General features: G+C 37.6%; 13 protein-coding genes, 2 tRNA genes and 1 pseudogene. 9 read left to right on the forward strand and 7 right to left on the reverse strand.

Features of this window, described 5'->3' with window-relative positions; all coding sequences use genetic code 11:
* Nucleotides 1-33: 33 nt before the first annotated feature.
* The 3 genes from OCV27_RS18725 to OCV27_RS18735 all read left to right on the forward strand — a co-directional run bounded on the left by OCV27_RS18725 (nucleotide 34) and on the right by OCV27_RS18735 (nucleotide 1,888).
* Nucleotides 34-120, forward strand: a tRNA-Leu gene (locus tag OCV27_RS18725).
* Nucleotides 121-155: 35 nt separating this feature from the next.
* A tRNA-Cys gene (locus OCV27_RS18730) sits at nucleotides 156-229 on the forward strand.
* A 282-nt stretch (nucleotides 230-511) separates the two neighbouring features.
* Complete coding sequence (locus OCV27_RS18735; RefSeq protein WP_125321277.1) at nucleotides 512-1,888, forward strand: cytochrome P450; 1,377 nt, start codon at nucleotides 512-514, stop codon at nucleotides 1,886-1,888.
* Nucleotides 1,889-1,970: 82 nt separating this feature from the next.
* On the opposite strand, the gene OCV27_RS18740 is transcribed toward OCV27_RS18735, so the two are convergent.
* Together OCV27_RS18740 and trxC are read right to left on the reverse strand one after the other, a co-directional pair.
* Nucleotides 1,971-3,131 (reverse strand): MFS transporter, encoded by a 1,161-nt coding sequence (locus tag OCV27_RS18740; protein ID WP_125321279.1) that lies wholly within the window; start codon nucleotides 3,129-3,131, stop codon nucleotides 1,971-1,973.
* Nucleotides 3,132-3,326: 195 nt separating this feature from the next.
* Nucleotides 3,327-3,761, reverse strand: a complete 435-nt coding sequence (trxC, locus tag OCV27_RS18745) for a thioredoxin TrxC (RefSeq protein WP_125321281.1) — start codon at nucleotides 3,759-3,761, stop codon at nucleotides 3,327-3,329.
* A 152-nt stretch (nucleotides 3,762-3,913) separates the two neighbouring features.
* On the opposite strand from trxC, the gene OCV27_RS18750 reads away from it, so the two are divergent.
* From OCV27_RS18750 to OCV27_RS18765, 4 genes are all read left to right on the forward strand, one after another.
* The gene (locus OCV27_RS18750) at nucleotides 3,914-5,002 is read left to right on the forward strand and encodes a ketoacyl-ACP synthase III (RefSeq protein WP_125321282.1); all 1,089 of its coding nucleotides are present in this window, start codon (nucleotides 3,914-3,916) and stop codon (nucleotides 5,000-5,002) included.
* An 80-nt stretch (nucleotides 5,003-5,082) separates the two neighbouring features.
* Nucleotides 5,083-6,228 carry an exonuclease SbcCD subunit D gene (locus OCV27_RS18755; RefSeq protein ID WP_125321284.1) on the forward strand — a complete coding sequence of 382 codons (1,146 nt, stop codon included), beginning with the start codon at nucleotides 5,083-5,085 and terminating at the stop codon, nucleotides 6,226-6,228.
* Entirely contained in the window at nucleotides 6,225-9,266 is a 3,042-nt protein-coding gene (locus OCV27_RS18760; protein WP_125321286.1) for an AAA family ATPase, read from the forward strand. Before OCV27_RS18755 ends, OCV27_RS18760 begins: the two co-directional genes overlap by 4 nt.
* 158 nt (nucleotides 9,267-9,424) lie before the next feature.
* The gene (locus tag OCV27_RS18765; RefSeq protein WP_337969440.1) at nucleotides 9,425-11,482 is read left to right on the forward strand and encodes a CDP-glycerol glycerophosphotransferase family protein; all 2,058 of its coding nucleotides are present in this window, start codon (nucleotides 9,425-9,427) and stop codon (nucleotides 11,480-11,482) included.
* A 123-nt stretch (nucleotides 11,483-11,605) separates the two neighbouring features.
* Here OCV27_RS18765 and OCV27_RS18770 read toward each other — a convergent pair whose 3' ends face one another.
* Both OCV27_RS18770 and OCV27_RS20835 read right to left on the reverse strand, forming a co-directional pair.
* On the reverse strand, nucleotides 11,606-12,256 hold the full coding sequence (locus OCV27_RS18770) for a glycosyltransferase family 25 protein (protein ID WP_125323458.1): 651 nt from the start codon (nucleotides 12,254-12,256) through the stop codon (nucleotides 11,606-11,608).
* 116 nt (nucleotides 12,257-12,372) lie between these two features.
* Nucleotides 12,373-12,483, reverse strand: a pseudogene (locus OCV27_RS20835) (tellurium resistance protein); the annotation flags it as partial.
* 176 nt (nucleotides 12,484-12,659) lie between these two features.
* On the opposite strand from OCV27_RS20835, the gene OCV27_RS18775 reads away from it, so the two are divergent.
* Nucleotides 12,660-14,180 carry a sensor histidine kinase gene (locus tag OCV27_RS18775; protein WP_337969441.1) on the forward strand — a complete coding sequence of 507 codons (1,521 nt, stop codon included), beginning with the start codon at nucleotides 12,660-12,662 and terminating at the stop codon, nucleotides 14,178-14,180.
* A gap of 62 nt (nucleotides 14,181-14,242) precedes the next feature.
* Nucleotides 14,243-14,704, forward strand: coding sequence for a response regulator (locus OCV27_RS18780; protein WP_337969442.1), 462 nt, complete (start codon nucleotides 14,243-14,245; stop codon nucleotides 14,702-14,704).
* Nucleotides 14,705-14,738: 34 nt separating this feature from the next.
* Here the strand turns inward: OCV27_RS18780 and cqsA are convergent, their stop codons facing one another.
* From cqsA to clcA, 3 genes are all read right to left on the reverse strand, one after another.
* Nucleotides 14,739-15,914 (reverse strand): alpha-hydroxyketone-type quorum-sensing autoinducer synthase, encoded by a 1,176-nt coding sequence (cqsA, locus tag OCV27_RS18785; RefSeq protein WP_125323484.1) that lies wholly within the window; start codon nucleotides 15,912-15,914, stop codon nucleotides 14,739-14,741.
* Nucleotides 15,915-16,103: 189 nt separating this feature from the next.
* Complete coding sequence (locus OCV27_RS18790) at nucleotides 16,104-17,051, reverse strand: TDT family transporter (RefSeq protein WP_125323491.1); 948 nt, start codon at nucleotides 17,049-17,051, stop codon at nucleotides 16,104-16,106.
* 107 nt (nucleotides 17,052-17,158) lie between these two features.
* Nucleotides 17,159-18,559: a H(+)/Cl(-) exchange transporter ClcA gene (gene clcA / locus OCV27_RS18795; RefSeq protein ID WP_125323267.1), complete on the reverse strand. Its 1,401-nt coding sequence runs from the start codon at nucleotides 18,557-18,559 to the stop codon at nucleotides 17,159-17,161.
* Between the last annotated feature and the right edge of the window lie 105 nt (nucleotides 18,560-18,664).

Raw genomic sequence — 18,664 nt, forward strand, 5'->3', positions numbered from 1 at the left:
GCTGAGATGGTGTTGACCATCGCATTATGCGTTGCCCTGGTGGTGGAATTGGTAGACACAAGGGATTTAAAATCCCTCGGCGTTCGCGCTGTGCCGGTTCAAGTCCGGCCCGGGGCACCATCTGAACTTTCTCTTCAAAACTAAATATCAAATCAGGCGCGTTGGCAGAGTGGCTATGCAGCGGATTGCAAATCCGTGGACCTCGGTTCGACTCCGGGACGCGCCTCCATTTCATTTAAACATCAAAACCAAGAAGCATTATTGTTTTCAAATCATAAATTCCTGCCATAGAAGCACTTCTCTTAATTGCTAACAAAACGAATTCAACCTTTATTCTCATTCTGTAAATCTTACAAACCTAATTTCTATTCATAGTCCTATGCGAAATGGGTAAATCATTTAATGACATTTTAATCATTGTTTTTTCATGATTTTTATAAATTTGTTACTGAATTCATAAGGTATAATTGTGTTTGGTTAGTAATATCTTGATGACACTAAGGAAATTGAGATGCAAAAAATTGGGCAGCTGCCAATGCCTCCTACGGCTGGTATTTTGGGACACGTTAGCTATTTAAAGAAAACAAATGTACATCAGCAGATGTTGGCTTGGATACAAGAATACGGCGCTCAGTTTCGAATCAAACTCGGTCTAAAAGATGTTCTTGTGTTGTCTGATCCTGCTCAAATTAAGTCGATATTAAAGTCCCGACCTAGTGAGTTTCGCCGTTTAAAAAGTATTGAAAGTGTGTTTGATGAAGTTGGGCTTAATGGCATTTTCTCTTCTGAATACGAAAGGTGGAAGCATCACCGAAAACTGACGGAACCAATGTTTCAGCCTAGTCACTTAAAACACTTTTACCCTAATTTGTGCATGATTACAGAACGTTTGATAAAGCGTTTTGATGCCTTGTCAGAATCTGGAGAGGTTGTTGAATTAGTTAATGAGTTTAAAAAGTATACCGTGGATGTCACCTCACTCTTAGCTTTTGGTGAAGATTTTAACTCAATTGAGCGAGCGGATACTTCAGTCAGAGATTGTATTCAGCGTGTTTTCCCTGTTGTAAATCTACGATGTAAGTCTCCTATACCCTTATGGCGTTTTTTCAAAACCAGTAAAGATAGGCAGTTTGATGCGAGTGTCGAGGAGCTCAAGCAGTTTGTTTCCGAATGCATCGGGAAGCAACGTGCTCGTCTGACACAAGAGCCAACCCTTAAAGGTTCACCAGAAAATATGCTGCAAATCATGTTATTGGAGCAGGAACTGGACGCGTCCTTAACTGATGAAGATATCATTGCGAATGCGATTACCGTCTTACTGGCAGGGGAAGATACCACAGCGAATACTCTCGCTTGGATGGCATTTTTAGTCAGCAACGATAATGATAGCGAGATTGCTCTGCACAATGAACTTGATGCTACTGGTGACTTTCGGGTATTAGACTGGCCAATTGCTCGTCTGCCTTATGTAACAGCGATTATGTACGAAGCGATGCGTTTGAAGCCTGTTGCTCCGCAACTTTATTTAGAACCTAACCATGATACTGATATTGGTGGGGTAGAGGTTAAAAAAAGCACCCCTATTTTTGCTATGCTCCATGCGAGTGGTTTTGACTCTGACTTATTTGAGGATCCCACTTCGTTTAACCCTGAACGGTGGATAGAAAAGACAGGAGCTTCCTTTTCGAACCTGCAACCGTTTGGCGGAGGTTCAAGGCTTTGCCCCGGGCGCTCATTAGCGATTATGGAAATCAAACTGGCCTTTCATGCATTGTTTAAACAATTTAGCATTGAACCACAGCAAAAGCCGGAAAATGTTACTGAGCAATTTGCATTCACTATGTCACCTGTCGGGTTTAAAGTGAAAATAAAGAAAACTGTCCAGTAATGGATTGATTGTTGAGCAATGAATCATCGGGAACTGGCTGATGAATCATTGCTCCATTTAGATTAGAAAGAGATAGCTCAACTTATTCTCCTGCTACCACATGATTCTTGAACTTTAAGCTTGCAGCAAGCATATACAGACAAGTTGCCAGCAAAATAGAGAATAAATATCCCAGTAAAGTATGCTCTTGAGACATATACTGGTCAGCAATAACTGGGCCTAATACTGAGCCTATGCTGTAGCTAAACAGCATGACTTGAGTCGCTGATATTATGTACTTGGAATCTAAATTGTCACAGCCAAGATTGATGGCTATTGGATATAAAGCAAACGCAGCCATACCAAGCAAAAATAGACCCAAAGCCATTAGGCGCATGTCGTTATCAAACATAACCAAACTGACCGCCAGAGTACCCAATAGACAGAAAAACGCCATTAATAGTGTATGACCTAAATATTTTGACATCCAAGGCACTATTGGCTGTACCAGCATGCCGCCGAGTATGATAAGCGCCATCAGTGACCCTATATCGGAGTCTTCAATACCCTGTGCCGCAAGTTCAATAGGCATCATGCCATACACAGCGCCGATAATGAGCCCAGATACAATACTGCCAATAATGGCCGCATGATTAAGCTTTAAAATTTGCTTTGCTGTTAAATATGCAATGGACTCGGACTGAGGTTGCTCACATCGTCCAAATAAAACAACAGCAATGGCTAAGCAAACTAAGATGCTAATGATAAGGAAAGGCAAGTACCCATCGATACCCACATAGCTAATCCCCAATTGTCCAATTGCGCTGCCACCATAAAGCGCTGCCATATATAAGCCGAGACGTTTAGCTCGGGCCGCTTGAGAGCCTTGCAGTAACCAAGATTCTACGACAACAAATATACCTGCTACGGAGAAGCCTGCCACAAGACGAGCTACTAACCAGACAGACGAATGTACCAAGACTGGCAGAACTAACGTTGTAGTGATAAATATTGCCAGACATAGAACAAGTGTATGCTTGTGACCCAATCGACTCACTATAGGTTCACTAATGACCGCACCAAGCAAAAGACCAACGTAAAACATACTTGCCAACCAACTTGCTAATGAGCTGTCGAGCTCATAGTAAGGTAGCATTAGTGGGATCAGGCTCATTAAATAGCCTGATGCTACCGCATAAAGAGCTAGCGCAATAACAGGGATTGAAATGCGAGCTTTTGCTGCAGGAGCAAGAATATTTTCCAAAGTCGTAGCCTCTAAGTTTGATTGAATGTATAAAATTTGGCGCGACTATGAGGCTATTTTAAGCAGGGGTAAAACGAATAATTTTGGTCGTTTCGATAAAAAATATTTTTCGAAGCTATTTGGGTCTTAAAATAAATAAAAGGCCGTATAACATGAATCAATATAGGCCTTTTATGACAACAAATGTAAGTGTTTTTATTTATTTAGTGCTTCATTAAGCCATTGCTTAAATTGATTTTTAGGCAATGCGCCATTTAAAATATCAACTCTTTTACCATCTTTGAACAGCATTACTGTTGGAATGCTCCTAATTTGATACCTAGCTGCTAGGTTTGTCTGGCTTTCAGTATCTATTTTTACAAATCGAACGTTTTTTACGCACTCTAGTGCAAGATCGGAAAAAATTGGGGCGAAACCAACACAAGGGTTACACCAAGGTGCCCAGAAATCGACAACCACTGGTTGGCTACTGTTTAAAATCGCGTCGAAGTTCGACTCTGTTCCTTCAACGGGGAAGCCATCAAGTAATTCATTAGAACATTTGCCACATTTTGGGCTTTCAGACACTCTTTCACTGGGTATACGGTTCATACTCTGGCAAGAAGGACAGCGTGTATTAAATGTCGACATTAATCATCTCTCGTTTAGTTTTTTCTACACAAGTGTGACCTTGATTTTATCAATCAGGTGACACTGAAGATAGTCGATAGTTATACTTTGAAAATATATTTGTTCCAATCGATTATGTTGGCTATTTAACAAAATAAAAATAAAGGCTTTGAATGACTACAACATATGCAGAAATTACTGGCTGGGGTAAGTGCCTTCCACCTACTGTTTTATCTAACCAAGATTTAGGTACTTTTCTTGATACTTCGGATGAGTGGATTCAAGCTCGTACAGGAATTGAAAATCGTCGAATAAGTCATGTCAATACCTCGGAACTTGCAACAGTAGCTGCCAGACATGCTATTGCTTGCGCCGGTTTGGAAGTCAACGATATTGATCTTTTGATTATTGCAACGTGTTCACCAGACTCTCTCATTCCTAATATGGCGTCAAAAGTTTCGCAAAATCTCGGTATGGAAGGGACCATGGCGTTTGATTTAAATGCGGCATGTACGGGGTTTTTATATAGTTTAGAAACGGCAACGCAAATGATGCGATCAGGCAGTTATCGTCATGCTTTAGTTATTGGTGCAGAGCGCTTATCATTTTTTATCGATTGGTCGATGCGAGAAACCGCTGTGTTGTTTGGTGATGGCGCCGGCGCGGTTGTATTAAGCCAATCCGATAAACCTGTAGGCTTGCAAAGTGCACAACTAGGCTGTGATTCGAAAGGTAGGGATATTCTATCGGTCCCTAAATTTGGTAGTTCAATGAATCGTTTTGCGGCTGACAATGGATACTGGAAATTTCATTTTGTCGGTAAAGAAATTTTCAAACGCGCAGTGAAAGGGATGGGAGCAGCAGCCCAAAAGGTGTTGGCAAGTAGTCAACTTTCGACCAAAGATGTGGACGTGGTTATTCCGCATCAAGCGAATCTCCGTATTATTCAAACTCTATGTGATTTATCTGGGCTTGATCGTGATAAGGCATTTATAAACATTAATAAATATGGCAACACATCTGCGGCAACTATCCCAATTGCACTTTGTGAAGCTATTGAGCAAGGACAAGTCAAAGCAGGAGACAACATATTGTTTGCTGCCTTTGGAGCCGGGCTAACTTGGGGGGCTGTGCACCTGAAATGGGGAGAGCGTGTTACACCGATTGGTGTTAGTGATGCAATGCTGCCTGAGTGTGATCAATCGGCGCTTAATTTGATCGATGAAGCGGTTAAGTTTTGCAAGAAGCATGGTACTTTTTAAAGCTAAAAGACCCTTCTAGTTAGAAGGCGTGTCGAAGTGCTATGATACGCCTTAAATAATAAGGCTTACTTAGGAAAAAAATGAAGTTTCTCCACACCTCTGACTGGCATATCGGGCGTCAATTTCACAGTGTTTCCCTTGTTGAAGATCAAAAGGCGGTTTTAACCCAATTAATTGATTATTTAAGAGAAAACCCAGTTGATGCGTTAGTTATTGCCGGAGATATTTATGATCGTTCAGTTCCACCAACGGCGGCAATCGAGATCATGAATAAATTTGTCAGTCAGGTTTGTGATGAACTGAAACTACCCATTATTCTCATCCCAGGTAATCATGATGGTGCTGAAAGACTTGGTTTTGGTTCATCACAAATGAAAAGAGCTGGGCTGCATATCCTATCAAGTTTTGAGGATATGTTGAGGCCTGTTGTTATAAAGAGTGACATTGGCGAGGTTGCATTCTATGGAATGCCATATAATGATCCTGAAATGGTACGGTATTACTTTAAACAATCTATATCTACTTTCGATGAGGCTCATTGCTTTTTAGCGGGTGAAATCAAATCTCAATTCAAACCTGAACAGAAAAATGTTTTGCTAAGTCACTGTTTTGTTGATGGCGCGATCGGGTCTGACTCAGAGCGGCCGCTCTCTATTGGTGGCTCTGATCGTGTTAGTCATGAACACTTTGTTGATTTTGATTATGTGGCACTAGGTCATTTGCATCAGCCGCAGAAAAAAGGACAAGATTACATCCGTTATTCAGGTTCTTTAATGAAATACAGCTTTTCTGAGCAACATCATAAAAAAGGCGTGACGCTGGTTGAGTTTGATGAATGCGGTTTTAAGTCGGCTACGCATGTTGATCTTACAGCGCCTCGCCAGATGCGCATTATCGAAGGGGAGCTCAACAATATTATTGAACAAGGTAAGGACGACCCGAATAATGAGGACTACTTACTGGTTCGATTAATGGACACTCACGCTATTTTAAATCCTATGGAGAAGCTAAGAACAGTCTACCCGAATGTGCTACATATAGAAAAACCGGGTATTTTAGTGGGAGTTGAGAAAGAGTTAGCCACGGCCAAGTTGGCACGTAGTGAAGTAGATATGTTCCGTGATTTTTTTCAACAAACTCAGAGTGTTCATTTGAGTGATGAACAAGATAAGGCGGTTGCTGAAATTATTACCCAGCTCAGTCAAAATCATAAGGAAACGCAATGAAGCCGCTATCTCTGACATTACAAGCCTTTGGTCCATTTGCTAAAACAGAAGTGATTGATTTCAGTTTACTTGGTAGTAGCCCACTTTTTTTAATCAATGGACCGACAGGCTCGGGTAAAACTTCAATTTTAGATGCTATTTGCTTTGCTTTATATGGTGAGACCACAGGTAATGAGAGACAGGCTGCTCAAATGCGTTGTGATTTGGCAGACATAGCAGTGCCGACAGAGGTGGTATTTGAGTTTGCATTTTACGACAAGCGTTACCGCGTAACAAGAATGCCAGAGCAGCAAGCGCCTAAAGCTCGTGGAGAGGGCACAACAACTCGCAAGCATACGGCATCATTGTACGAAATCACTGCGAACGATCGGCTTATAACCAGTAAAACAGCACAAGTTAAAGTGGATGTGACACAGCTTCTCGGTCTAAGTGAAAGTCAATTTCGTCAAGTCATGGTATTACCTCAAGGTAAATTTCGTGAGCTATTGTTGGCAAGCTCCAAAGATAGGGAAGCGATTTTTGGTCAGCTTTTTCAAACTGATATATATAAAAAAATCGAATCTGCATTAAAAGAACGGGCGCTTTCTATCGTGACATCAAAAGAAGAGTTTGATAATCAAATTCGCGGTGCATTAAAGGTTGCTGAAGTGGATTCAGAGGCGGAGTTAAAAGCTAAACTGGGCGAAGTGGCTGTGCAATTGAGCAAAGCTAAAGCAGAAGAAAAATCAAGTTTAGATAGCCTTAACCAATCTAAAACTCAATTTGAGCAATCTAAGATGGTTGCTGATCAATTTATAAAATTAGATCAAAGTCAGTCGACTTTAAACGCGCATTTTAATGCGAAAGAGATAATTAATAAACGTTATGCAGAACTTGAACTTGCTCAAGCGGCAGAAAAGCTCAATATGCCTTATCAAAACTGGCAATCATGCCTTGCACAAGTCAAAGAGTTTGAAAGCAAAATTGTAACGTTTAAGCTTGAACATCAGCAAGCGCAGGCCAATTTGGCTTTATGCGAGCAACAGCTTCAAAAGGCATCTCTCGACTCTGAGCAGCTCCCAGAGTTAAACGAACAGTTATTTCAGTTAGAGCAAGATCGGCAAAAGTTTGAAGAGCTCGTTCAACAACAATCTAGCATTATTTTGTTGGAGGCAAAGGGGAAAGAGCAAGATCAAACCTTGTCACAATACCTAGCGTTAAGAGATAAGCTTTTCGCCGACATGTCAAAAGGAAAGCAAGACCTAGATCAAGCACGAAAAGATGTCACGGCAAAGGTCACTCTTGAGGCTGAAATTGTCAAAAATCAGAGGTTATTAGCTGATCTTCATAAACTGCGATCTTTGGTTGATAACGCTGCTCAACTCTCAAGCCAAACTGAAGTCAAATGTCGAACTAAGCAGCAGTTGGAGAAAGAATTAGCACAGAAACGCCAATATGCTGATGAAGTTGAGCTTCACTGGCATAGCGCTCAGGCGGCTGTTCTTGCAAAGCGGCTTAAACCTGATCAACCCTGCCCAGTTTGTGGTAGTTGTGAGCACCCTACACCCGCAAAATTTGCTGGCAAAGAAGTGTCTAAGCAGAATGTTCAGGACGCTCGTCAAATAGAGAAAGTGGCACAAGATCAGTTTAACTTAGCAGCAAGTGAGCTTGAGCGTCAATATGCTTTATGTGAACAACAAGAGTCCTTGATTCAGTCGTCCAAAACTGAACTGGGTGACAACTCAGCCTTAGAGATAGAAATAGTTGAAGACCAGCTTGTTAAGCAAAAAGCTCAATACCAATATCTAGATTTAATTGACTTGTCAAAATTGGAAATGAAGGTCAACGAATTGAGTCATAGGTGCGAAAATGGTGAAGCAAAGATTAGTCTATTACGTGAAGAAATATCGGCTAATCTAGCAACACTGCAGTCAAGTAAGCAGCAACTCAATAATCTTCAATCGTCAGTTAAAAATGCTTATGAATCGGTTTCCCAACTTGATGCAAAGCGTGCAGAGATTCAAAATACTATTTCGCGGCTTAATGATGAGTTAAATCGTGCTCAAGAGTCTAAACATAACGCAGTTATACATAATTCTAATCTTCAATCTCAAATAGACTCCCATAGTGATTTACTTGCTAAGGCACTGCATAATAGCCAAACGGCAAAGGTAGAATGGGATACAGTGTTCCAAAATGGCGTGTTTTCTTCACTACAACATTTCTTGGAGTGCCAATCTACATGTGTGCAAGTTGAAGAGTGGAAAAATGAAATTGTTCAATATGAACGAAAGACTTTGCAAATTGAGCAAACCATTGCTGACTTAAAGCGGCAGCTTTCTGGTGCAATTGAGCCTGATTTAGAAGCTAGCCAGCACAATGTAAATAAGAATGAGTCCGAGCATCTTATGAGGCGAAGAGAGCTTGAGCTTACTCAGTCACTTTTTCATCGTTTAGAAAAGGTGTCGCTAGATATAACCCAATTACGGGGTAAGAACACCCAGCTTGATGATGAATACAAGGTGTTTGGCACACTCTATGATGTGGCAAGCGGAAAAACAGGTAGTCGAGTAAGCTTACATCGTTTTGTTTTGGGCGTTTTACTTGATGATGTGTTGATTCAAGCGTCTCAAAGGTTGAGTGTTATGAGCCGAGGGCGTTACCAATTGGTCCGAAAAACTGAGGGCTTTAAAGGTGTTGCTGGTCGAGGGCTCGATTTATCTGTCGAAGATGGGTACACAGGTAAAACGCGAGATGTGGCGACACTTTCTGGCGGTGAATCTTTTATGGCGGCGCTGGCTCTTGCATTAGGCTTGTCTGATGTTGTCCAATCATACAGTGGTGGTATACGGCTGGATACTCTATTTATCGATGAAGGTTTTGGTAGCCTAGATCCTGAGTCGCTAGATTTAGCTATGCAGACCCTGATTGAACTTCAGCAAAGTGGCCGTATGATAGGCGTAATATCACACGTTTCAGAGCTCAAAGAGCAGATGCTACTCAGGCTAGACGTAGAGCCGTCGAGAACAGGCAGTAAGATCCGCCTTGTTGGAGTTTAGTGGCAGTTTTATGTTTTGCCAGCAATAATACTCTCTCTATCTCTGTACCAAAGTGCCCTATAATGTTAGTGTGAAAGTATTTATCTCTCCCAAATAGCTATATTATGGAAAGTCAAAACCCGAGCATCTCACTAGTCATACCAATCAGGGAACGCTCATTGTCCATTGATAATACAATTAACTCAATATCGAACTATCAGTTACATATAGAAATCATTATCGTAGCGTATGATATAGATAATGAAGAGTTTAATGCGTTATTGGGTCAATACTCCATATTAAGTCAAGTTTCAGTCATTAAGAGTAAAGCTTCTGGAATTGGATACTGCTTTAACATAGGAGCTAAAAATTCAAGAGGAAAGTATTTATTCTTCATGAAACCAGATGGATGTGTTGTTGAAAACGGGTTAATATCTTTATATCAGCATGCAGAAAAAAATAATTTAGATATTACAATTGGATGGGTAAAGTATATCGGAGTTAATGGTTCATATACTAAACCTTCTCATTTTTTAGGTAGAATTGATTCGACGAATATTGGCAATTATCCTAAATTACTAAAAAATACATTTCCTTTAAATAGAATTTATAAAAGAGAATTTTTACTAAGTGGTAAGGAGTTAGAGTTTTTAGATTTTTTAAAATATTCAGATGATAGTTATTTTTGTATTAATGGATATTATAAAGCAGAAAAAGTAGGTGCCATCGATGAAATTGTTTATATCGAGAAGGTTCATGGAAATAAGAATATAATTAAAATCTTTAATGAATCCATCATTATGTCTAATAATATTGAAAGTTCGTTAGGGGATTTAGAATTAGAGTTTCAAAATAAAGCCAGAAAACTATTTTTAATTAAAGAGATGCTTTGTGAATTTGAATCATTAAATAAAAAAATCAAATGTGGAGGTGAAGATGTTAAAAATATAAAAGGATTCCTATTATGTAATATGAATATATTCAGGTACTTAAATGGTAGAGAGCTGTCATTGTTAAAGAAAATATTTTACAACGATTTTAAAAGTAGTAAAAAAACAAGTGAAATAAATTTCAAGTCATTTAATTATATTTTAAAAATTAAAATAGATAAATATTTTAATTTTGTTAAATCATTGCTGTTTTTTAATGTTGGCATTGTTGCTTCAAAGTTTTCTGATAGAAATGTTTCTTTAATAGGGGAGAGAGAAGGAAAAACAATATCTGATAATGGTTATGCTTTGTTTAAAAAATCTGGAAGTATAGATGATTTTTATTTCATTACCAGAAAGGAGAATATTAAAGAAGCTAGTCAGTATGGTCATACTCTTGAATATGGTAGTATTAAGCATCTGTTTTATGTAGGGTTTGCGAGAAGATACTTTTTTGATGTGTCAATGCTCGATATTTGTCTCTATTGGAGAGAACTCAATACAAAGCCCAGAACCAGTAAAAAGCTTATCTTTTTACAACATGGTGTTACTGCACTTAGTCGAGCATCATTCTATTATGACTACTATTCTATGAAATGTAGAAATGAGCTTCCAGATATGCTTTGCGTTACATCTGAATTCGAGAGAAAAAAGTTCATTAGTGATTATTCATTTCCTGAAGATATTATTAAAATTACAGGATTTTCTAGATACGATTATTTGCCTAATATTAGTAGAGAACCATGTAATAGCATTATTTACATTCCAACTTGGAGAAACTGGCTTGAGCATCAAAGTTTAGAAAACTTCCTTAAATCACAATACTATCAATCAATTTATGACTTGTTATCTAAATTATCAAAGTTGGCAAGTGAAAAAAATTATGAAGTTACTTTAGTGTTACATCATAAGATGTCTAAATTCAAAATCGACTTCAAATTCCCCAGTGTTTCTTTAGTTTATATGTCAGACTTGAATTGGGGGAGTTTGTTATCTAAAGGAAAATTATTAATTACTGATTACTCATCGGTAGTATTTGACTTTATTCGTTTAGGTAAGCCTGCAATAACATACCCATTTGATAGAGAAAACTTCCTTGCGATTAGAGGGGGTGAAATGATAACGGATAAGGAAACACCTTTTATAGCCTCATGTAGCAGTAGTGATGATGTAATAGAAAATGTAGAAAAAATAATAAATAATGAGAACCAAATTTTTAAAAATGAAAGTATTTTCTTTGACTATCATGACAAGTTGAATTGTCACCGTATTCTAGAAATTGCTGATAAATTAGATAGGCGGAATTAGGTTATATCGACCTTAAAAAAAAAGCTTGGTCATCGGGTGTTGCTATACCAGTTTCATATTCCATTAAGCATAAGTCTGAAGTAATATGAAAACTTTCCGTGGTACGGTTAGCGGTGATTTCACTTAAACGCCATAGTCAACATCTATTTTTTCGATATCTGAATAGCTTGATCGTTGCTTGATTATGGCCGGAAGGCGTGTTGCGAACCTATATTTTGTTTGTAAACTTTTCCATAGAATATCTAAACAGTAATGATGGTTAACGATTTGGCTTAGCTTTGGAGGCAAAGTTATTGCTTGCTCTAAGCCGAGGGCAGATTCGAAAAATGTGCTCATCAGCTGAATAGCAAACTCTCTTTTGACAATGTATCCTGATGCTGTTTGTGAATTGATTACTTGGGAGAAACCCTGATTGTTATTGACTATTTTAATGGGAACAGCCTGATTATTACCTAGAAGAAAAATATCCCATTCTGTAGAGCACTCCAGAACTTTTTCCAAATTTGACAGAAATAGGTCACATTCTTGAACTTCAAAATCATCCTCTAAAACAAGCAAATATGGACTTGAAGAGTGAGATAAGTAGTTAGCGATTAAATTGGCGTGACTCAAGCTGCAACCTAAAGCGCCACATTCTGGTTTATGATAGGCATTAAAGAATGCATCACTACCTATTGTGATACCGCATTTCTTTAGCTCAGAGATGCTTTCTTCTTTCCTATCAGTTCTGTGAGCTAAATTAATAATTTTTAAATCGATGTTGCTGCTCAGCATAGAAAGCACCTTGAGCGTTTAAGTGCCGACATGCTAAGCATAAGCTATATAAATATCAATATATAGCCTGTTTAATTCAATTTATTTCTAATTGATTCAGGTTGCTTCAGCATGAATTAACAAGTTTTTATCTCTGTCCAGTACATTTTCAAATATCTCAGAGCGACACACAGCACTAAACCAGTTGCGATACTGAGTTCAAAGAATCCAAATTTGTGCAACCAGTGGATTATATGATAGTACTAGTGTAGGGTGTAATATTTGAGAAAAAAGTAATCTAAATGATAAATCTCTATGTATCCTCATAAAGAAGATAATATAAATGCTGAGAAATATTAGTTGCATAATGTTTGGTTTTAATACAAAGGTTTAAGAGGTTCTTGTAGTTAATGTTGGGTAGATTATGAAAACGGTTATGGAAGGAGTAAAAAAAGTATACCTGTATGCTGAACCTAATTTGACCTTGGTTGGTTGGATGGGTATGTTCGGGTTTCCTACATACTACTACATATGGACATACTTGTTTCCGCAACCATATGAAAATTTAATACTGCGTATAGTATGCTCTATACTATTTTCCATTATTGCTTTTCGGAAAAAATTACCTAAGTTTTTGCATAAGTATATGCCCCAATACTACCTAATATCGATTGGTTTTTGCTTACCGTTCTTCTTTAGTTTTATGATGTTTATGAACGAGTGGTCTACCATATGGGCCATGTCATTCATGGCTTCGATATTTCTGCATATATTAACTGTTTACCAAACACGTATTATGTTAATTCAAACGCTTATATCAGTTTCTATTGCATATGGTGTTGTTTATGGAGTAGATTTCACTCTAGCAATGAAGCAGATTGTTTTTCCGTATATGCCAATTTTTATCTTTACATATATATTTGGTAATTTATTCTATTTGAGAAATCAAATAGAGCATGAAAGTAAAGTGTCAATAGCAAAATCATTTGGAGCTGGTATAGCGCATGAAATGAGGAACCCTTTAAGTGCGATAAAATCGTCTATTGACGTCATGAAATCAACACTACCGAATGAGAATGTTGAAATAAAAGAACATTACAGTATATCTCGTCGAGATCTAATATCAGTCAAAGAAATACTTACTAATTCAGAAAAAACAATTTCGATAGGTAATGAAACTATAGATCTATTATTAACATCTATCGATGAGAATCGTATTTCAATATCATCTTTTAAAAAGAGTTCACTAATGGAAATTATTAAGGGTTCTTTGAAAACGATTCCATTTAATAATGGAGTTTATCATGATTTTATAACATTCAAATTTGATGATGAAGCGTACATTTTGGGTAGCGAAACTTTAGTTAAATACGTTATATATAATTTAATAAAAAATTCTTTTCATTATCAAGACTCAAAAAATCTTAAGATAGAAATAGACTTGAAGTCCTTTGATGATTATTATGAGCTAAATTTTTTAGATAATGGAGCAGGTATTCCAGAAAGTATTTTAGAAGATATATTTAAAGATTTTTTTACTTACGGAAAAAAAGGTGGTTCAGGGTTAGGTCTACCATTTTGTCGTAGAGTTATGAATGCATTGGGAGGGAAAATTAGCTGCAGTTCAAAATTAAATGAATGGACAAACTTTACACTAACTTTTCCTTCATACAATTCAGATAGTACACAAATATTAAAAATGGATATAGCAAAGTATATATCCACTTTGTATCTTGGTGATGAAAATAAATTTGGTAAGATTGTTTGTGATAAATTTTCAAGTAGAAGTTTAAATTTTTCCCATCTCATTTTTAAAGAAATTGATAGTAAGGAAGAATACGAATTTGAATATGACTTGATTTTTATAGATTTAGATGAAATTGTAAATAGCGGTTTTGACCTAAGAATATTAGAAAAAAACTTCGTTTTACCGAGGCAAGAATAATATATTTATATGATATAAAAAAACGGTATCACTGTGATATAAATAGATACTCAAAATTCTTCATGATAGAAAAAAATCGGTTAGAGAACGATTTTGATATAGTATTAGATGAGTTACTATTCGATATCCCGCAAACTAATCTCAACCAAGTCCTAACTAGAAATAACCCAACTGGAAAAACTATTGTTGTTGCAGATGATAGTCAATCTATCTGTACTCACACAGCTATTATACTAGAGCAACAAGGTTTTAATGTTATCAAAGCAAGTAATGGTCAAGAGGTTTTAAATCAGTTTAAAACTAGTATAGTAGATTTAGTTATTATGGATATAGAAATGCCAAAAGTGGATGGATTAGAAGCTGCAAGTAAAATTCGTTTATTTTCAAACATACCAATTTTGGCTCATACAGGTGATGACACGCAGCACATGATAGAAAAAATATATGAATCAGGTATGAATGGATATATTATTAAACCTGCAGATGGAAATTTTTTAATTGATAAAGTTTCTAGTTGGGTATAAAGCTAAAATTAATAACTTTAGCTTTATATATGTTTTATTTTAATATATTTTTATCTAATGCCTTTCTGCATGTACTTATTATTTTTTCCGCTTGAAAATATGATATTGAACTATTTATAGAAAATCTAATGATATTCCTTTTGTATGGGGTCGCTGGTCGGCAGAATACAGAGCCAAAAATTCCATTGTCCTCAAGGAAATCCCTTACTTTTTCAGTATTACATTCGCTCCCTGTTTCAATAGCAATTATTTGAGATTCACTTCTAATGGTTAATCCAATAACAGATAGCTTATTACGAATGTATTTACTTATTTTATGCAAGTACTCTCTATCTTTATCTTTTTTTCGTATAACTTGCATTGTTTTATCAAGTCTATCCAGTTCAAAAGGTAACATTGCAGAACTGAAAATAGATGGATACGCTACAAATGGGATACATTCATTAGCTTTGTTATTACAAAAGATAGCTCCAGCCCTATAAGCAAATGTTTTGGCTAAACTTGCAGTCATGAAGTCTACATGACTGGTTAGTCCCAAGGCGTTTACGAGCCCAGAGCCTTCATTACCATGGGTACCTAATGAATGTGATTCATCTACAACAAGTGCACATCCATATTTTTTAGACAACATAACAATATTTTCCAAAGGGGCAATACTACCGATTGTGCTGTAGATTGAATCGACTAAAATAATCCCGGGACCATGGCGCTTAATAAGCTTTTCAAGGTGGTTTACATTGTTGTGCATGAATGGATGAATATTAGCGCCCGCAATTCTTGAGCCTTCCCATAATGACATATGTGCAAAAAAATCAATATAAACAATGGTGTTTTCGTTACAAATGGTTTGTAATAGTGCAATGTTTGCAGTCCAACCAGATTGTGAAAGTAGACAGGACTGAAAACCTACATATTCTGCTAGTGTTTGCTCAACTTCTGGTCTGGTGTTTATATCACGGAGAAATATTCCTGACATAATAGGTGAAGAGGTGTGTTTTCGAATTGCATTTATATGATGTTCTACTATTTCTGAGTTATTTGATATATCCAAATAGTCATTATTTTGAAGAGTTATATCTTGTCGTGATGGCTTCTTCCCTAAGACTAGATGCTTTCCATTATTATTTTTATTAATAAGATCATCAAGATAGAAATCCAGCTGTTTGCTTATAAAATCAGGTAGATGTGAATTATTTTTAATTTGTTTCATTATTTTTCCTTTATTGTTAGTGTCAGCAATCTCTGACTTTGCCTATAAGAACAAAAAAGGATAGTATTTTGTTATTAATTATATCTTTTAAATGATTATTTATTGTTAAGTAGATAGTTTAGAGTATGAATTACTCTCAATAAAGGGATGTATTTTATTTGTGTAGAATGTATTTTAATCTTCTATCGATTAAAAATTATTCTCTGGCCAGTACATTTTCAAATATCTCAGAGTGACCCACAGCACTAAACCAGTTGCGATACTGAGTTCAAAGAATCCAAATTTGTGTAACCAGTGCCACTGAGGGTGGTACTGTTCAAAAAAACTTGTTAGACGGTGCATTGCTATAGCGCTGATGACAGAAGGAAAAGTAACAGCTGCAATTGAGGGCTGGAATTTAAGACGCATTAGACGGAAATAACACAGATATATGGTTAATGTCATGGTAATCGCAATTCCTGCTAAAGCGCCAGTGAGTATGGGGTCTGGCTGTCTAAAATTAACTAAGTAAGTGGCTAATGATAAGTTAATTGGAGCTGCCATTATGGCTAATGTCGGCCTTGCTCCTCTGGGCAGTCTGCCTTCAAACATAAGCCTATAGAGTACTACGGGCAATAAAAAGAAATATATGGCTATACATATACTCACCAAAGATTCAGAAAAAACAGTATGCCCAAACTTAGTGCCAGCAAGTGAGCTACTGATTAATCCTACAGGGTATAAAAACCAGCTAGGGACGATATTAGAAATCTTGAAGCGACGAAGTTGGAAAAAGAAAAACAGCCCCATCATAGTGAGGTGTAGAGACAATGCAGCAAACCATAAAGGGTAAGCAATAAGCGGAGAAATCACTGCCAAATAATCGCATAATATAAGTAATGCCATACTCATAGGTGCCATTAAGCTCCCGTTAAGAGGGTGGCGAAGATCAGTGAGAAAAGACCGATAGTTAGTAAAATACTTAATTAAAACAGGAGCCAGTAATAACGCCCCTAAAGATGCAAGGTAAGGACGAATAAAAATACCTATTTGAGGAATGTACAGTGCCCAAGCATGGCCTAATCCAATCATCCCGAGTGCGAGCGCTGCTTGTGAAGGGGGGACATTCTGAAACTTTACAAAGCGTTTCCAGTTCAAGGTTTTACATCCTGATATAGAATAACAAGGTCATGACATACATATATTTCTCTATATATATGAATAAGCTGAGGATGATATCAATTCAGTTGCTCATTAAGCAACTATCATTTGTTTTCACAGGGTAAATCTTCTTGGCGTAATTTTTCATTTTTTAATGTACGATTGAGCAGTTGGTTGTATATAGGTTGTCCACCTAGGAGCTGAGCAAAAATTACGGCTCCAAGGCAGGTAATAATGAGGGGCAAAATTAGGTAGTAATTATTGGTCATTTCAATAACCAACAATATACCAGTAATTGGTGCTCTTACTGTTGCAGCAAAAAGAGCTCCCATGCCTGCAATCGCGAACATACCAGGAGATATCATGAGTTCAGGAAATAGACTTTGAGCAATCAATCCAAACGCATAGCCAAATAAGGTGCCAAGTGCGAGCATAGGGGCAAAGATACCTCCTGGAGCGCCTGAAGCAAAACATAGCAAGGTTGTTAAAATACGCACAACGAAAAGAACAAGTAAAGCGCCGGCCCCATAACCTCCATTGGCGATAGTAGGTATGAGAGTAATGCCTCCGCCAGTGATCTCCGGAAGGTAAAGAAGCATCAGGCCAAAAAAGCCACCTAAACAACTGCCAGTTATTAAGTAACGCCTGCGGTCATTTTTATGCAGTTTGACAAAAAGATCTTGTGAAAGGGTAATTAAGCGGTTGAATGCCACGCCAAATACGCCAAACATTGCACCTAGTAATAAGAAAAGCCACAAAGCCGCCAGCTCTGGCCTGTCATATTGCGGCATAGTGATCACGGCTTGTTGTCCATTGATATAGCGAAAGACTATGTTTGCAGAGATGGCAGATATTATGACGGCTCTTATTGAGATAAGTGAGTAACGAAATTGAGGGCGCATTTCTTCAACAACAAACATAATGCCTGCCAAAGGTGCATTAAAAGCAGCAGCAAGGCCACCTGCTGCGCCAGAAGCGAGTAATGAGTGCTGGGTATCATCGTTTTTAACTTTAAATATGTCGGTGACCATACGACCAATAGCACCGCCCATTTGAACGGTTGGTCCTTCTCTACCAAGCACCATACCAGAGCCAAGTGCGCCCATGCCCCCAAAAAACTTAACCGGTAGAACTCGCCACCAACGAACTGGACGTATTCCATCCATTGCACCTTCGATTTCAGGTATGCCAGAACCTGCAGCCTCAGGAGCAAATCGATGGACCAAATAATATCCGATAAATGCAAGTGCAGCGCTAATCAAAATAGCAGCAAGCCACAAGGGTAAGGCGCGGCCTATAGCTTGCTTTAACCAGTCTGTTCTGGTGTCTGAAACAAAATGTACCGCAAGCTCAAAGAGAGTAGCAACAAGCCCTGATAAAACACCAACCATTAGAGCTAGAATTAAGACAGATAATGGCGTTTTATCCTTTGAAAGAAATTGATTAATGGCATCCTTTGGCACGTTAGATAATAAGGATTTTTTGATCCTCTCTTTGGTGTTCATTATATAATTGGTCCATTGCAATAGTATGAATATCCGGTGCTGCTCCCGATATTCAAGCAAGTTGTAGAATACGAAGTTATGGGTTCAGGTGGTCAGATTATACTC

Source organism: Vibrio pectenicida (assembly GCA_024347015.1).
Taxonomy (GTDB): Bacteria; Pseudomonadota; Gammaproteobacteria; order Enterobacterales; family Vibrionaceae; genus Vibrio; species Vibrio pectenicida.

What these genes read in the sequence shown, in the direction of transcription:
- OCV27_RS18770 (WP_125323458.1), bottom strand. Translation starts at nt 12,256, where the DNA reads ATGCTGAGCAGCAACATCGATTTAAAAATTATTAATTTAGCTCACAGA.
- OCV27_RS18775 (WP_337969441.1), top strand. Translation starts at nt 12,660, where the DNA reads ATGAAAACGGTTATGGAAGGAGTAAAAAAAGTATACCTGTATGCTGAA.
- OCV27_RS18755 (WP_125321284.1), top strand. Translation starts at nt 5,083, where the DNA reads ATGAAGTTTCTCCACACCTCTGACTGGCATATCGGGCGTCAATTTCAC.
- clcA (WP_125323267.1), bottom strand. Translation starts at nt 18,559, where the DNA reads ATGAACACCAAAGAGAGGATCAAAAAATCCTTATTATCTAACGTGCCA.
- OCV27_RS18780 (WP_337969442.1), top strand. Translation starts at nt 14,243, where the DNA reads ATGATAGAAAAAAATCGGTTAGAGAACGATTTTGATATAGTATTAGAT.
- OCV27_RS18760 (WP_125321286.1), top strand. Translation starts at nt 6,225, where the DNA reads ATGAAGCCGCTATCTCTGACATTACAAGCCTTTGGTCCATTTGCTAAA.
- trxC (WP_125321281.1), bottom strand. Translation starts at nt 3,761, where the DNA reads ATGTCGACATTTAATACACGCTGTCCTTCTTGCCAGAGTATGAACCGT.
- cqsA (WP_125323484.1), bottom strand. Translation starts at nt 15,914, where the DNA reads ATGAAACAAATTAAAAATAATTCACATCTACCTGATTTTATAAGCAAA.
- OCV27_RS18750 (WP_125321282.1), top strand. Translation starts at nt 3,914, where the DNA reads ATGACTACAACATATGCAGAAATTACTGGCTGGGGTAAGTGCCTTCCA.
- OCV27_RS18735 (WP_125321277.1), top strand. Translation starts at nt 512, where the DNA reads ATGCAAAAAATTGGGCAGCTGCCAATGCCTCCTACGGCTGGTATTTTG.